This is a genomic window from Glutamicibacter sp. V16R2B1, assembly GCF_005774635.1.
GTDB lineage: Bacteria > Actinomycetota > Actinomycetes > Actinomycetales > Micrococcaceae > Glutamicibacter > Glutamicibacter creatinolyticus.
Window position 1 is genome coordinate 117,106 of the sequence record NZ_VATX01000022.1, and the last position, 15,527, is coordinate 132,632.

10 protein-coding genes and 1 pseudogene are annotated in these 15,527 nt (G+C 58.4%); 7 read left to right on the forward strand and 4 right to left on the reverse strand.

Annotation, left to right across the window (positions count from 1 at the left end):
- Position 1: 1 nt before the first annotated feature.
- Genes rpmF through mutM form a run of 3 tightly spaced genes read left to right on the forward strand, consistent with a single transcriptional unit; the run spans position 2 to position 1,846 of the window.
- The gene (gene rpmF, locus FDN03_RS14735; RefSeq protein ID WP_013348816.1) at positions 2–205 is read left to right on the forward strand and encodes a 50S ribosomal protein L32; all 204 of its coding nucleotides are present in this window, start codon (positions 2–4) and stop codon (positions 203–205) included.
- Positions 206–207: 2 nt separating this feature from the next.
- Positions 208–906, forward strand: coding sequence for a ribonuclease III (rnc, locus tag FDN03_RS14740; protein WP_138178359.1), 699 nt, complete (start codon positions 208–210; stop codon positions 904–906).
- Positions 907–922: 16 nt separating this feature from the next.
- Positions 923–1,846, forward strand: coding sequence for a bifunctional DNA-formamidopyrimidine glycosylase/DNA-(apurinic or apyrimidinic site) lyase (gene mutM / locus FDN03_RS14745; protein ID WP_138178360.1), 924 nt, complete (start codon positions 923–925; stop codon positions 1,844–1,846).
- Positions 1,847–1,859: 13 nt separating this feature from the next.
- Here the strand turns inward: mutM and FDN03_RS14750 are convergent, their stop codons facing one another.
- Positions 1,860–2,705 carry a serine hydrolase domain-containing protein gene (locus FDN03_RS14750; protein WP_138178361.1) on the reverse strand — a complete coding sequence of 282 codons (846 nt, stop codon included), beginning with the start codon at positions 2,703–2,705 and terminating at the stop codon, positions 1,860–1,862.
- A 130-nt stretch (positions 2,706–2,835) separates the two neighbouring features.
- Here FDN03_RS14750 and smc point away from each other — a divergent pair, with 130 nt between their 5' ends.
- Positions 2,836–6,402 (forward strand): chromosome segregation protein SMC, encoded by a 3,567-nt coding sequence (gene smc / locus FDN03_RS14755; RefSeq protein WP_138178362.1) that lies wholly within the window; start codon positions 2,836–2,838, stop codon positions 6,400–6,402.
- 175 nt (positions 6,403–6,577) lie between these two features.
- Here smc and FDN03_RS14760 read toward each other — a convergent pair whose 3' ends face one another.
- Together FDN03_RS14760 and FDN03_RS14765 are read right to left on the reverse strand one after the other, a co-directional pair.
- Complete coding sequence (locus FDN03_RS14760; protein WP_138178363.1) at positions 6,578–8,770, reverse strand: hypothetical protein; 2,193 nt, start codon at positions 8,768–8,770, stop codon at positions 6,578–6,580.
- A 119-nt stretch (positions 8,771–8,889) separates the two neighbouring features.
- Positions 8,890–10,137, reverse strand: coding sequence for an MFS transporter (locus FDN03_RS14765; RefSeq protein WP_171021278.1), 1,248 nt, complete (start codon positions 10,135–10,137; stop codon positions 8,890–8,892).
- Positions 10,138–10,243: 106 nt separating this feature from the next.
- Between FDN03_RS14765 and ftsY the strand changes: the two genes are divergently transcribed.
- From ftsY to FDN03_RS16975, 3 genes and pseudogenes are all read left to right on the forward strand, one after another.
- Positions 10,244–11,443 (forward strand): signal recognition particle-docking protein FtsY, encoded by a 1,200-nt coding sequence (gene ftsY / locus FDN03_RS14770; protein WP_138178364.1) that lies wholly within the window; start codon positions 10,244–10,246, stop codon positions 11,441–11,443.
- 355 nt (positions 11,444–11,798) lie between these two features.
- Positions 11,799–13,925 carry an acyltransferase family protein gene (locus FDN03_RS14775; RefSeq protein WP_171021279.1) on the forward strand — a complete coding sequence of 709 codons (2,127 nt, stop codon included), beginning with the start codon at positions 11,799–11,801 and terminating at the stop codon, positions 13,923–13,925.
- Between the two features lie 591 nt (positions 13,926–14,516).
- Positions 14,517–15,314, forward strand: a pseudogene (locus FDN03_RS16975) (AAA family ATPase); the annotation flags it as partial.
- Between the two features lie 70 nt (positions 15,315–15,384).
- Here the strand turns inward: FDN03_RS16975 and FDN03_RS14785 are convergent.
- Positions 15,385–15,527: integrase core domain-containing protein (locus FDN03_RS14785; protein ID WP_138178376.1), on the reverse strand; the 143-nt coding region annotated here is incomplete at its 5' end.

Sequence of the window (15,527 nt, forward strand, 5' to 3'; positions counted from 1 at the left end):
CGTGGCTGTTCCAAAGCGGAAGATGTCCCGTGCGAATACTCGTGCCCGCCGTTCTCAGTGGAAGGCTACCGCACCGAACCTGGTGAAGACCGTTGAAAACGGTCGAGTCACCTACAGCCTGCCGCACCAGGCCAAGGTCGTTACCGACTCGGCCGGTACCGAGCTGTTCCTTGAGTACAAGGGTCGCAAGGTCGCAGACGTCTAAATATGTCTTCTGAAGAAGAACTTCTGAAGCGTCTCGGGGTCACTATTGACCCCGAGACGCTTCGTCTTGCTTTAACCCATCGTTCCTACGCCTATGAAAACGGCGGGATTCCCACCAATGAGCGTCTAGAGTTCTTGGGCGACTCCATCCTGGGCTTCAGCATCGCCGAGTATCTCTACGATGAGCTGCCTCATCTGCCGGAAGGGGATCTTGCGAAGCGCCGCGCGGCTGTCGTCAGCACTCGCGCGTTGGCTACGGTTGGCCGGCAACTCGCGCTGGGCCAGCACATTTACCTGGGTCGTGGTGAGAAGCAGTCTAACGGGGCAAACAAGTCCTCGATTTTGGCCGATACCATGGAAGCCATTTTTGGCGCCGTGTACCTCAATCATGGGATGGATATTGCCAAGGAGCTCATCCTGCGTTTGGTGACGCCGATGCTTGAGGATGGTGAACTGCTCGGAGCCGCCACTGACTGGAAGACGGTCATCCAGGAAGAAGCAGCTGGCGGCAAACTCGGGGACGTGCTCTATGAAGTCACGGGAACCGGTCCGGACCACGCCCGCAGCTACACGGCCACTTTGTGGATTGGAGAGCGCGAGCTGGGCCAGGGGCAGGGGCCTTCCAAAAAGGAAGCGGAACAGGAAGCCGCCAGGGCTAGTTGGAAGCTAATGCATCCGAATCAGGCCTTGCCACAGCTCTAAGGATCGCCAATTCGCTATGCCTGAACAGCCGGAAGTCGAAGTAGTTCGACGCGGACTTGAAACCTGGGTCCGCGGTCGCAATTTCGAGACGGTCGAAGTCCTAGATCCACGCTCCGTGCGACGGCACCTGGACGGTGCCGAAGACTTCGTAGCAAGTCTTCAGGGATGTCGCGTTGATGCAGTGGTTCGCCGGGGCAAGTTCCTCTGGATGAACCTGACTGGGCTGCCAGCACCCGCTGCGCTCGTGGCGCATCTGGGAATGAGCGGACAGCTGCTGATGGAGGAACCTGAAGCACCGGATGAAAAGCATTTGAAGGTGCGTCTATCGCTAAGCACCCGCGGCGAAGAACCAGGGGAGCTGCGCTTCATCGACCAGCGGATCTTTGGCGGTATGTTCCTCTCGCCTCTTGTCAGCACTTCCGATGGGGGAGTTGGCGGCCAGGGGAGCGACCTTGACCTCATCCCAGCAGCGGCCTCCCATATTGCCCGAGATGTATTGGATCCGTTCCGGACCACCGAGTCCCTTTACGCTGCCCTGCGCAGACGGACTACTCAAGTCAAGAGAGCCATTCTCGACCAAACAGTGATCGCGGGTGTGGGGAACATCTATGCGGATGAGGCACTGTGGCAAGCTGGTTTCTCAGGACTCCGGAATACCGCGACGATTCGACGGGCAGAAGTTGAGCGGCTGGATGCCGCTCTGCGGGACGTAATGCTTCGCGCACTGGACGCCGGGGGCACAAGCTTCGATTCGCTGTACGTCAATGTGAATGGAGCCAGCGGATATTTTGACCGCTCGCTCAACGCCTACGGCCGGGAGGGCAGAGAATGTGCTCGCTGTGCCAACAATGACCGAACTTCATTGATTCGTCGCGACGCCTTTATGGGGCGTTCCTCATTCACCTGCCCTGTCTGCCAGCCTCGCCCCCGCCGTCGTTAGACATCCTGCCGATTCAGCGCGAGAACTCCTGCAATACTCCGTTGTTGTAATCGCTCCACCTCTCGGCAGCCCAGGGGCCGAAAGCCTTATCAGTCAGTGTGACACAGGCCAGCCGGTGCTCAGGGTCAACCCAGAGAAAAGTTCCGGATTGGCCGAAGTGGCCGAAGGTCGTCGCCGGATGATCCTTGCCGGTCCAATGCGGATTCTTGGTTCCGCGGATCTCAAAGCCAAGTCCCCAATCATTGGGTTCTTGGCGTCCATAGCCGGGCAAGATGCCGATCCTGTCCAGGAAATGAACTGAGGTGGCGTTCTCCAACGTTTCTGACGCCAACAGGGTGGGGGTGAGCAATTCCGCCGCAAATCGGGACAGATCTGCGGCTGTCGAGATCCCATCCTTGGCGCTGCTGCCATCCAACGTAGTGTCGTTCATTCCCAATGGGAGGAACAGCGCTTCTGAAATGTATTCCGTAAAGGCAATGCCGCTGGAACGCTGCAGGTGCTCAGCCAGCACCTCGAACCCGGTATTGGAGTAGCCACGGCGGCTGCCTGGCTTGAAGCGGATGGTTTCACTGTCGAAGTCATAGCCGGAGGTGTGGGCCAGCAGGTGATGCACCGTGGAGCCTTCGGGGCCCGCAGGGTCGTCCAGTCTGATGGCTTCTTCTTCCAGGGCAAGCAGGAAGGCATAGGCGCTCAGCAACTTGGTCACCGAGGCCAGAGGGTACTTACGGTTTAGGTCACCGACAGAATCAAGCACCTGCCCGGAACCATCGATCACGGTGCTGACCGCATTGTCGGCCGGCCATTGCTCAATCTGCGAAAGAACGCTCACTTGGATTCCAATCTCTTCGCTTACTTTCATGCAGTCCTACGCGCCGCTTCCCCTGGTTGCGGGGTGGGCTTCGATAGAATTGTCTCACCAAGCCTCTCGTGGTTCTTGACGAGCCAGCACCAGCCTATAACCCCAACACAGAACTCAGGAATCCTTCACCGTGCATCTAAAGACACTTACCGTACGCGGGTTCAAGTCTTTTGCCTCGGCGACGACCTTTGAGTTTGAACCGGGTGTCACTGCGGTGGTTGGCCCCAATGGGTCCGGGAAGTCCAACGTGGTGGACGCGCTAGCGTGGGTGATGGGGGAACAGGGAGCCAAAACGCTGCGTGGTGGCAAGATGGAGGATGTCATTTTTGCCGGCACCACCGGACGTCCACCGTTGGGTCGTGCCCACGTTTCCCTGACCATAGACAACACCGATGGCCAGTTGCCCATCGACTATGCCGAAGTCACGATCTCACGCACGTTGTTCCGGTCCGGGGGTTCAGAATACGCGATCAATGGAAACTCCTGCCGCCTATTGGATATTCAGGAACTCTTGTCCGATTCCGGGCTCGGTCGCGAAATGCACGTCATTGTAGGCCAGGGGCAGCTCGACAGAATCCTGCATGCCACTGCCGAAGACCGGCGCGGTTTCATTGAAGAAGCCGCGGGAGTGCTCAAGCACCACCGGCGTAAGGAAAAGACCTTGCGCAAGCTCCAGGCCATGCAGGGAAACCTGGACCGCCTGGAAGACCTGAGTGCGGAAGTACGCCGACAATTGGCGCCGTTGGGACGCCAGGCCAAAATCGCCCGTCGTGCCCAAAGCGTTCAACTGGAGGTGCGCGATGCCAAGGCACGCCTGCTTGCTGATGACCTGGTGACGCTAAACAACAAGTTGGCCCAAGACATCAACGACGAAGCTAAAATCCAGGCTGCGCAGCGGGAGACCAGTTCCCAGCTGGAGCACGCACGCCAGTATGTGGGGAACCTCGAAGCGAAGCTATCGCAGGCCACCTCGCGTCTTGCCAGAATCCAGGAAACCTGGGTTAGCCTCACAACCCTGCAGGAGCGCTACCGGTCCATGGCCGCGTTGGCGCGAGAACGCTCCTCACTGCTGGCATCAAACCCAACGCACTTCGACAGCAACCGGGACCCCGACCGTTTGGACGCCCAAGCCGAGCGGCTGGGTGACGAACTCGCCGAACTAGAAGAAGCCGTTGAGGACCGTCATGAGATCCTCGCTGAAGCCGTCGAGGCAAAGGAAACCGCCGAAGAAGCCGCACGCGCTGAACAACAGCGAATGGCCTCCCTGCTGCGCGCGGCAGCCGACCGCCGCGAAGGCATGGCACGTTTAGCTTCCCAGGTCGCCTCCGCACGAAGCCGAGTGGATGTCACCAGCGCAGTAATCGTCCGGCTCAAGGACAGTGACCAGTCGTTTGACGCAAACCTTGCCGCCGACCGCCAATCCTTTGAATCCTTGTCCCAGGAACTCGCGGAACGGCAGGAGGCCGAAGAGGACCTGAACAATGCGTATGAGGACGCCGCGGGGCAGCTCCATGCCCTACAGCATGCGCAACGCGTGGCCTCGGAGCGGGAGCGTGAACTATCCGTTCGGGTTTCCGGGCTCACCTCGCGCCTCGAAGCGCTGAAGTTGAACGCCCAGGACGATTCATCAACAGAACTCCTCGCAGCACACGGCGAGCTCTTGCTGGGACGGCTAGGAGAACTGATCTCCACGGCCGACGGCTATGAAAAGGCCATCTCAACCATCCTTCGGGATAGCTCCGAGGCACTCGTCGCCTCTGACTTTACCGGTGCCTTGGACTTGATCGAAGAACTCTCCGATCAACAAGAAGCGAACGTCTCGTTGATCCATGTATCGGCCAACGGTGGGTTAGTAGTGCCCCGCATCGACGGTCTCATCACTGCGCGCGAGGTCGTGACCAGCCGCCCAGAAATCGCCTCGCTACTGGACCGGCTGCTCGCCGACCACTACGTTGTCGAGGACTTGAACACCGCCCGCGAAATGGCACTCCAACATGCGGATGCTTGCTTCACCACTTTTGACGGAATCAACGTATCCGCGGCACGTAGCTCCGTGGGCAACAGCGCAGGTGCTTCCCTAATTGCCCAGCAGGCACTGATCGAATCCACCCAAACGGAACTGAGCCAAACAAGTTCAGAACTGCAGCGTCTGGAACGTGAACTCGCCGAGCGGGAACCGGCCCTTCACGCCTCTGAATGCGCTCACGATGAAGCGCTCGCTGCCCTGCGGGATTCCGACGCGGGCATTACCGAGCTCACCAGTTATCTGGCCGAGTTGGGGGAGAAGCTGCGCAATGCCGAGGCACAGCGTCAGACCCTACGCGCAAGAATTGTTGCGGCGGAGGAAAAGCTGAGCATCGAGCGGGAATCGCTCGAAGAGATCACCGAACGCATGGAGATGGCGTCCGAAGATCACGAAGACGAATCCGTTGATGATGCGTCGCGGGCTGCCTTGGCGGATGCGGCCGCTGCCGCACGTCAACAGGAACTGGAAGCGCGCCTGGCACTGCGCAGCAGTGAAGAGCGCGTTACGGCCCTGCGCTCCCGTATCGAAGGACTCAAACGCACGGCAGCAGCCGAACGGATCCATCGCGAAGTAGCTGCACGGAGGGCCGAAGAGCGCCGTGCCCAGGCAACGAACGCCGCCCAGGTGGAAACCGCAGCGACTCGGATCCTGCAGTTCATTGATGTCTCTGTCCAGATGGCCGACAGTGAGCGCAGTGAGCTGCAGGAACACAAGAACGAGATCGAGGAGCTGCTCACCAGCCAGCGTGCCGAGGTTGAGAAACTTTCAGCGGAATTATCGCGTCTATCGGATGTCGCGCATCGTGATGAAATGGCGCGCGCCGAACTGCGGATGCGCATTGAGAACGTTGAAAACCGCGCGCTAGAGGAACTGGGGTATACCCCGGAATACTTGATCGAGAACTACGGTCCTGATCAGCTGATTCCCGAAGCGTTTGATCCGGAGGATAAATGGGCCGAACTGCGTCAGAGTGTTGACGAGGACGGCAATCCTGTGGGAACCAAACCCTTTGACCGCGTGGAGCAGGAAAAGCGGCTGAAGAAGGCCGAACGCGATCTGGGCGCACTGGGCAAGGTCAACCCCCTGGCCCTGGAGGAGTTCGCTGCCTTGGAGGAACGACACAAGTTCCTCTCCGGGCAACTTGAGGACTTGAAGAAATCCCGAGCAGACCTAGAACAAATCATTCAAGACGTTGACGATCATGTTGAACGGGTGTTCACCGAGGCCTATAACGACACTGCAACCCAATTCAAGAGAATTTTTGACCGCCTGTTCCCCGGCGGCGAGGGACAGCTTGTGCTGACCGACCCCGACAATATGCTAACTACTGGTATTGAAGTCGAAGCCCGCCCTGCCGGCAAGAAGATCAAGCGGCTCTCCCTCCTCTCTGGTGGAGAACGCTCCCTCACCGCAGTGGCGTTGCTTGTCGCCATCTTCAAGGCCCGGCCGTCCCCGTTCTATGTAATGGACGAAGTTGAAGCAGCACTGGATGACGTGAACTTAGGACGATTGATCACCATCTTCGAAGAGTTGCGCGAATCTTCCCAGCTAATCGTGATCACCCACCAGAAGAAGACCATGGAAGTGGCTGACGCGCTTTATGGCGTGACCATGCGTGGAGATGGAGTCACCACGGTGATTAGCCAAAAGATGGCGCACCCAACTACATAATTGGTGACTCCAGAAGGCGCACCGTCATTTCGACAAGCGTTTTACTGTGCACCAGTTTTGGTAAGATGTTGCCTGTCCCTGTGCTGGGGGACATGGCTGTTCGCATGTCTTTATTTGGGAACAATACGGACGTAGTTGGTGTGTCTTGTTATTGGGTTATCTTGAATGGGAGGCTCTACATCTGGGGTTTGGAACTTGGCGTTCCTAGCTCCAGTTCAACAAGTGTGGTCTTATCTATGGTTCCAAACACTCGACCATCCGGTGTAGTCGTAAGTCGACTGCCCAAACGCAACTTTGTGGATTGACCGACGCGGGCGCGCGTCCCGTTCTCGAAGTCGACCGCGGTGGCTGTGCCAGCCGCCGTGTGCACCAAGCGCACCCCCTCTCCGATCTTGGCAATGTCTGCGTTAGCCCAACCGGGGCGAACTTCCTGGTTCTTGGTTCCGGACAGTAAGTGATGCTTGACGAGTTTCCCAGAACGAGGATCAATGACTCCAAGTCCTTCAACGTCCGCGACGACAAGCCAATTGGCCACGAGTACGGGGGCGTAAAGCGCACCCGCGCTTGCGAGCGGCTTGCTCGTCCAGATGATTTCCCGTGTGCCGATATCGAACTTGAAGACATATGCGGAACCTTCTGTATCTGGAAGTCCGTAACCGTTCCGTACAGAGGTCGTCCCGTAGACATGATCTTCGTCGGCAACTAGCCCGATGATTGAGTGGCCGGCGATGAATCCTTTTCCCCCGCCGTCCAAGACCCAGGTGACTTTGTTTTTTTCGGGGTCGATTTCGCCAAGAACTCCACCGGAACGCCCATAGTCTGGCACTGTTCCGAAGAACACTCTATTGGAGTTCTTGGCCCATCCGAAAGGCCGTGATTGGTGAAAGTCAGTCGCTAGTCTCGCAAGCAGATGGTATTCGTCCGCGCTATTCTTATCCAGCGTGTTAAAGCTGATGAGGTCGGCTGATCCGTAAGATCCCACATAGCTCCGGCGATCGTTAAATTGGATCATGGCCTCAGCCTGATTAATCAGATTCTCGTCGGGTGGTGAGGACCATGTTTGCCCCGATTCGATATTGATCGAAGCCAACCCGCTTCCCATGTATCCGCCCATGTAGATATTACCGTCGGAATGTCCCATTAGTGACTGAATAGCGAACTGGCCTGCATTGAGTTCCACTACGTGTTCTTTGGGCTTTGTCCCCGGGTGAGAATCGAAGTGTTCAATAGTGAGTCCGGCGGCACTTTGACCGACAATTGCAACTTGATTCTGCTGTTGCAATATTGATAAGGGTTTGGAAGTTTTTACGTCGGCAAGTTCAGTATCTTGAAGAGTGGCTGTCCTAGTAAAGTACAGCGTATTGTCCGTAATCGTGTAGAACCCTTTAGCGGTGTCGGTGGTATCAGAGCTCAGGCGGGCCGCCCAGACTCGCTCAATCTTGTCCTCCCACTGTTTAGTCATTGGATTCAAGACAAGCTGTCCACTGATGCTGCTAGCAGAGACTACGACTTTTTCGTTCCGGACTTCAATGCGGGAAATAAACCCTTCTGGCACATCTTCTGGAAGTCGGACTTCGGTTCGTGCTTCTGGATCCGATGCCGTGAAAGTAAAAATTCTTGGACACACTGAACCGGTGCCGACCCACAGACGGTCAGTGGAGTCTATGGCCAGGCGCCGAACGTAGTCCGTATCCTCTGCGAATCGCGAAAAATCCTTGATCTTGTGGTTTTGAGGATCAAAATTAAAGACTGAACCTGCCGGGTACGAACCACCCCAAACAACTCCACGAGAGTCGAGTTGCAGATCATAAATAGTGGTGGCTGCATCAACCTTGCCTACGAATGTAGCTATTTTCGGTTTGCTTGGGATCCAGACGTGAAGCGTATTCGCCGTGCCAATATACAGCTTCTTGTTACGCGCGTCCCACTTCATCGTTTCGAGGCCGCCGGTATGACTTTCAGGAAAATCAAGAGTATGGATCACTTCTCGGGCGGAAGTATCGACGATTTGCAGTTGTCGGGCTGTTCCGGCAATGCTGACTGCTAGCCATGGCCAAGGGCCGGAGCCCAGCCCTGGAAGTGGTTCCACACTTTTGATTTTGAGCGCTGGAAATGCGCCGCGATACTCGCGCCGAATCCCGTTGGTCGGTTGGGTCTTTTCGAGTCGGCTGATGACACGACCGTCGCGATCGGTGAGTTTTGCTTTCGTCGAGGGTTCGGGGCTCGGCGTGCTTGTCGTAGTGTCTGAACTATCGCTGTTCTGGCCGAGAACCGCTCCAGCAGCAACTGTACCCGCAGCTACCGTCGAAATTGTGATGATGGTTCGGCGTGATACTCTTCGCGAAGTATCTGACGGCTCTTTGTTCACTAGCAATCTCCTGCGTGTCAAAACTCAACACTCCTGACGTTAGTGAGTCCACATGGGCAAACGCTGAATCGCCTTAGGGCCGGACCCGTTGCTTGACCAACAGCGCGAGGCTAATGGTTTCAGGATTGAGATGGTCGGGCTTCAACAGCGGTCACGGTTGTAGGGGTGAACAACCACGCCACGACACCCACTAGGCATACGGCGCCTGAAGCGCTCAGCGCCACTTGGTAGTTAATGTGATCTGCCATAAGCCCGGCGATAAGCGGTCCGATGATCGCACCCAAGTCGGTGGCCATTTGGAATCCTGCCAACGCCTTGCCACCGTTACGCCCAGCTCCAATGACATCCGCTACGGCTGCCTGCTGGGCTGGACCCAGGATGCCGCCCCCGAAGCCGGCGAGGATGGAAAAGATGATGAAGGCCGGCAGGGAAGTGAAGTAACCCATCAGCACGATGGAGGAGAGCAGAATCGCCATGCCAAGAAGGACCGGCTTCTTACGTCCAATCGCGTCGGTCAGTTTTCCGGAGAACGTCAGGGCGACGCCATTGCCCACGGCGTAAATGGCCAGGGAGATACCTGCCACGCGTTGGCCGGTTCCCTCGCCGAAGACCGCCAGGGCAAAGAGGGGGATCATTGAGGTACGGATGCCGAAGGCCAGCCAACCGTAGCTGAAACCGGAGGCCATCGCCGCGCGGAAAGTGGGGGAGCGCAGTGCTTCACGGGTGGTCAGCACCGGTACGGGCGCGCTCGGATCAGCCACTTCGTTGTCTTCAAGTTTTTCCTGCACCGGTTTGCGTGCCAGGGCAAAGTACACCACGGCTGCGGCGATCAACAGCGCCACACCATAGATGAGGAAGGGCAGGCGCATTCCAAAGGGGGCCAACAGGCTGCCGAAGACCGGTCCCATGACATTGCCCAGCAGGAACGCGCCGGCGTACATCCCTGAAATCCGGCCTCGTGATCCGTCCGGCGCCAAACGGGCGATGAGCGCCATGGCCGAGATCGTGAACATGGTGGAACCAAAACCGCCAAGCCCACGGGCAACCAATAGCTGTGTGTAGTCCTGGACCGCGGCACAGAGCAAGGTGGACACGGCAACTAGCGACACTCCGGTCACATAGATTTTCGGTTCGCCCAGCTTGGCGGTCAGTACTCCGGCCACGGGCGCGAAAATCAATCGCGCAAACGCAAAGATGCTGACAATGATGCTGGCGGCTGCTGCACCCACATCAAAGCTCACCGCGTACTGCGGAAGGATGGGGGCAATCAAGCCGAAACCGAGGGCAATGATGAACGCGGCAATCAGTAGAATGGTGATCTCGCGGGGAACCCGCAGGCGTTCGGTGCGTGGAGCAATCTTGGGCATATGTGCTTTGCCCGCTGAATCCGTACCGGGCAGCGCGGGCTAACCAGCTTCCTTGTCAGGGGAGTGCTAACGGATTGAACTGCCAGCCAACATCATAGTCTGTGAGATGATTCTAAACGTGACAGATCAGCTTTTGACCATAATCATCGTGATCGCAGTCATAGCGATCGTCGGCATTGGAACCATCGCGTTGGTTTCCAAGGGCCGCAAACCCAAAACCCCCTACACCAGCGAACGCGACGCTAATGATCCGCCGGCCGGTACCGGGACCCTCACCGAGGAACGTCCGGACACCGGCACGCTGGCCCCCGAGGCTCCAGCTACTGGGGCAACGGCACCGACGGTTGAAGAAGAGCCGGCGCTCCAGCTGGAGGTTCCGGCCCCGGTGCAGGGCCGTCTGGCCCGTCTGCGTGCCCGACTGACAAAGTCGAACAACGTCTTCTCCAAGGGTCTGTTGGCCCTGCTCAGCCAGGACAACATCGATGACGATGTCTGGGACGAGATCGAAGAAAATCTGCTCATGGCAGACTTGGGAACCGAACCCACCCTCGAACTCGTTGACGCATTGCGTGAGCGGGTCAAGATCGAGGGCAGCAAGGACCCGGCTCGCGTCAAGGCAATGTTGCGCGAGGAACTGCTGAAGTTGGTGGATCCCGCCATGGACCGCAACTACCTTCCGGAGCCGCACCCGGACCGCCCGAGCATCCTGATGGTGGTCGGTGTCAACGGCGTTGGCAAGACGACCACCATCGGCAAGATGGCCCGTGTGCTGGTCGCCGAGGACAAGGACGTGCTGCTGGGAGCGGCAGATACCTTCCGCGCCGCCGCGGCAGAGCAGCTGGCGACCTGGGGTGACCGGGTTGGCGTTCCCACCGTCCGCTCCGAAATCGATGGCGCGGACCCGGCCTCGGTGGCGTACGAAGCCGTTGCCGCGGGCATCGACCAGCAGGTGGACATCGTCATGATCGACACGGCAGGACGACTGCAGAACAAGGTCGGCCTGATGGACGAACTGGGCAAGATCAAACGCGTGGTGGAAAAGAAGGCCAGCGTTGATGAAGTCCTGCTCGTGCTGGACGCAACCACCGGCCAGAACGGACTGTCACAGGCCAAGGTGTTCTCGGAGGTAGTGAATGTCTCCGGCATCGTGTTGACCAAGCTGGACGGTACCGCCAAGGGTGGCATCGTCGTGGCCATCCAGCGGCAGTTGGGAGTACCGGTCAAGTTGGTGGGGCTCGGCGAAGGTCCGGATGACCTTGCCCCGTTTGACCCTGAAGAGTTCGTGGACGCTCTGCTCGAAGGGTAGCCACGTAATTTCAGCACCTCGGCAGTAGCCGGGGTGCTGAATCATTTAAATGACCCTGAGCAACACGAAACCGCTGAGAGGGACTCCTACTCGGCGGGAACGGGACAGAAGCGAGGCGCCAGCGGCTCAATGCTATTTCGGCGTGTCGCATCCGGATGCATGGAGGGAGCCCTGAGAATCCGGGGAAGTAGTGCTGCCCGTGCGACGTCGTGTGACAGTTACCCAAGCCTTTTCCCAGAGAAGTCGGGTAAAAACTATGCGCAGGATCGCTGGAATTCCGGCTGTCCAAAGGCATTGACCGGCTTTTCTGCAGGTCAATGCGCGTCTGTGTCACCAACACGAAGGACCACTGTCTGTGAGCCAGCAGCTGAGCACTAGTCTGCCTGCACCGCCAATCAAACCCCGGTCCAGTTTTCGGGGAGACATTCAAGGGGTGCGTGCCCTGGCGGTCGGCGTCGTGGTGCTCTACCACTTTTGGCCGCACCGGCTCACCGGGGGTTTCGTGGGCGTGGACGTCTTCTTTGTGATCTCCGGTTTTCTGATCACCGCGCATTTGATCAGCAAGCCGCCCCGCACGGCGAAAGACGTTGGCAAATTCTGGATGCGGCGGGTTCGCCGGCTCCTGCCTGCCTCGTTCTTGGTGATCCTCTCAAGCATTCTCGCGGTCTGGGCTGTGGCACCTGCCACCGTCTGGCGGGACTGGGGCCTGCAGGGGTTGGCCTCCACCTTCTATTTCCAGAACTGGTACCTCGCCGGAACGAGCGTGGACTACATGGCAGAAGGCGAGGCCGAGAGCCCCTTTCAGCATTTCTGGTCCCTGTCCGTCGAGGAACAGTTCTACTTCATCTGGCCGATCATGATTGGTCTGCTGGTGTTCGGGGCGCTGCATGCAGGCATCAAACCCCGCGCTGCAGTTCTCGGCGGTGTCGGCACCCTGTTGGTGTGTTCACTGGGCTACTCGGTATACCTGACCGAGCAGAATGCCGATGTCGCCTATTTCTCCACCTTCACTCGAATGTGGGAGTTTGCGGTGGGAGCGCTGGTGGCAGCACTTGGCCCCCGCTTCTATGCCGAAAGCCGGACCGGGTTTTCTGCTGTGATGGCCTGGGTAGGGCTGCTTGCCGTCGCCGGAGCCGTTCTGACCTTCGAGGGCAAAACACCGTTCCCCGGAGTGGCTGCTGCCATTCCCGTGGTCGGTACCGCGCTGGTCATCGCCGCGCATTCAAAGCACCGCTTCTCACCGGACCGGCTGCTCGGTCTACCCATCATGCGCTTCACCGGGGATAACTCGTATGCCATCTACCTGTGGCATTGGCCAATCCTAATCTTGGCTCCCTTTGTCCTGGATGACTTCTTCGCAACCGAAAAGATCACGGCACTGGTGATCACCGTCCTCTTGGCCGTGCTGACACAAAGACTGGTGGAGACCAGATTCCGCCGGCTCATGGAACGAGTACCGCAGTTGTCCGCACCCCGATTCCTGGTCACCGGGTCGCTCGTGCTGGCCTTGATTGTCGGTGGTTTCCAGCTCACAAGCCACCAAATGATGCAGGGCGCCAAGGACGTGGACACCGGAATTGAGCGGGTAAAATCCGAGGTCGGCATTGACTGCTTCGGGGCTTCGGCCATGAAGGATCCCGACTGTGCAGACCCCTCTGAAGGCTATGAGGTTCTGGCCCCCAGCCCGTTAGTGGCAGAGGAAGACCGGCCGCCAGTATACGAGGATGATTGTTTTGCGAGCAGTAGTTCAATATTTTCGGATCGCACGGTGTGCCACTATGGGGAAGAGGACGGGCAGATCAAGGTTGCGCTCGTCGGAAATTCTCATGCGGGCCACTGGGTACCCGCGCTGGACCCGATTGCCGAACACAATGATTGGTCCATTGATACCTACTTGGCCAGTGCGTGTGCGGTGTTGGGTGAAGAGCAGGAGTTTGATTCCAAGGAACAGGCAGCTGGCTGTGATGAATACGGGGACTGGGCAATCGAGGAAATCACCAACGGCGACTATGACTTGATCATTTCCTCCAACCGGATGTCCGCGCCCATCATGGGCCACTCCTTAGAGGAGAGCGAAGACCCGGCAACAGAAGCCTATGGACAGGTCCTCCAACAGTGGGAGTCGTCCGGCAGCCGCGTCGTGGTCCTGCGTGACACCCCGTGGCCGGGAGAGACGTTGGACAACGTTCCGGACTGCGTCTCGAACAACGATGACGCGGTGCAAGAGTGCAGCGCGCCGGCGGATACCTGGCTTCCCATGGACCCGCAGGCAGATGCCGTGCAACAACTGGCGAATCCTCGGATTTCCGTTGTCAACATGAATGACTACTTCTGTTCCAAGGACACCTGCCATTCAGTGATTGGAGGGGTCATGGCGTACTTTGACCATTCCCACTTGAGCGAGACTTTCGCCCAAACTCTCACTGACCCCTTGGAAAACCGCCTAAGGGAGACTGTCGTCGATAACAGGATGTGGAAGTAACAAGAACCTCTCCGTAGGTGGGGAGACTGCCAGCCATGTGACGTGCCCCACCCCCAAGAATCATGCAACACCCAGTGGGACGTGGAGATTCTCAGGAGAATGGATAGAATCGTCTCCTGTATGTTTGGATGCCCTAGAGGAGTCCGAGCTGAGAAGGATCCGAGGAAAATCGCCGGGAGACGTTACGTGGGAATTACCGAATTCGAAAACTCGCTGATCGAGCTAATCCGGGCCAGGAATCCGTTGCTGTACGTCGAGACCTTCGAAGAGGCGCGGGTTGTCGGCGCGGTGGAGAACATCGCAACCAACCCGAAGCTTAAACGCGACCGCCAGGTAGTGAGCTACACACTGAGCTCCGGGCTGCACCGGTTGGGTGAGCAGGGCAAACCCACCGACCCGGTCGCGGCCATCAATGAGGCTGCGAAATACCAAGAGCCCACCATCTTCGTCTTCTACGACCTGCACCACTTCATCTCGGCTTCCGGAGCCGGTTCCCAGGTCGATCCGAATGTGGTGCGTGCGGTGCTGGATGCGGCACGGTCCTTCCGCAGTGGCGCCGTGGCCCACACCATGATCCTCGTGTCCCCGGGCATGACCCTGCCGGTGGATCTGCAAAAGGAAGTCACGGTCCTGGAATTGCCGCTGCCGAACCGTGAGGAAATCGCCGCTATCCTCGATGACATAATTCAAGCCAACTCCGCACAGATCAGCGTCGAACTCACCGCCGATGACCGTGACCGGTTGCTGCAGGCGGCGCAGGGGCTCACGCTGGGCGAGGCGGAGAACGCCTTTGCCCGAGCCATCGCCAATGATGCGCGGCTGGAACCCGGTGATATCGCACTGGTGCTGGAGGAAAAGCGCCAGACCATCAGGAAGTCCGGCCTGCTCGAATTCGTGACCGTCAGCGAGGACATCGAGGACATCGGCGGTCTTCAGAACCTGAAAACCTGGTTGCGCAAGCGCAACGGGTCCTGGCTTCCCAGCGCCGCCGGCTGGGGCATTCCGGCCCCCAAGGGCGTATTGATCACCGGAGTGCCTGGCTGTGGCAAGTCATTGACGGCCAAATGCATGGCCTCACTGTGGGGTCTGCCCCTGCTGCGCATGGACATCGGCAAGGTCTTCTCTGGTCTCGTTGGCTCCAGCGAGCAGAACATGCGTGACACCCTGAGGCTGGCCGAGGCGGTTGCCCCATCGATCCTGTGGATCGATGAGATTGAAAAAGGCTTTGGCAGCAACAGCGGGGGAGACTCCGGAACCAGCCAACGCGTTTTCGGCACATTCCTGACCTGGCTGCAGGAAAAGCAGGCCCCGGTCTTCGTGGTGGCCACCGCCAACAAGATCAACGCCCTGCCACCCGAGCTGCTGCGCAAGGGGCGCTTCGACGAGATCTTCTTCGTTGACCTGCCTACCTATGCCGAGCGTGAGGAAATCTGGCGGATTCAGCTCGAACACCGGCTCGCTAGCTGTTCTTCCCATGGACGTTGTGTACGCGGTCGATGGGTGATTTGCCGCCGATGCCGGTATGGGGTCTGTGATGATTGTACTCATGGAGCCAGGCCGGGTAAGCGGCGGCGCGCTCGGCTTCTGAGCCGTAGTGCCGGG

Coding starts and splice junctions, on each gene's coding strand:
- rnc (WP_138178359.1), top strand. CDS start 208: ATGTCTTCTGAAGAAGAACTTCTGAAGCGTCTCGGGGTCACTATTGAC.
- mutM (WP_138178360.1), top strand. CDS start 923: ATGCCTGAACAGCCGGAAGTCGAAGTAGTTCGACGCGGACTTGAAACC.
- FDN03_RS14765 (WP_171021278.1), bottom strand. CDS start 10,137: ATGCCCAAGATTGCTCCACGCACCGAACGCCTGCGGGTTCCCCGCGAG.
- ftsY (WP_138178364.1), top strand. CDS start 10,244: ATGATTCTAAACGTGACAGATCAGCTTTTGACCATAATCATCGTGATC.
- FDN03_RS14750 (WP_138178361.1), bottom strand. CDS start 2,705: ATGAAAGTAAGCGAAGAGATTGGAATCCAAGTGAGCGTTCTTTCGCAG.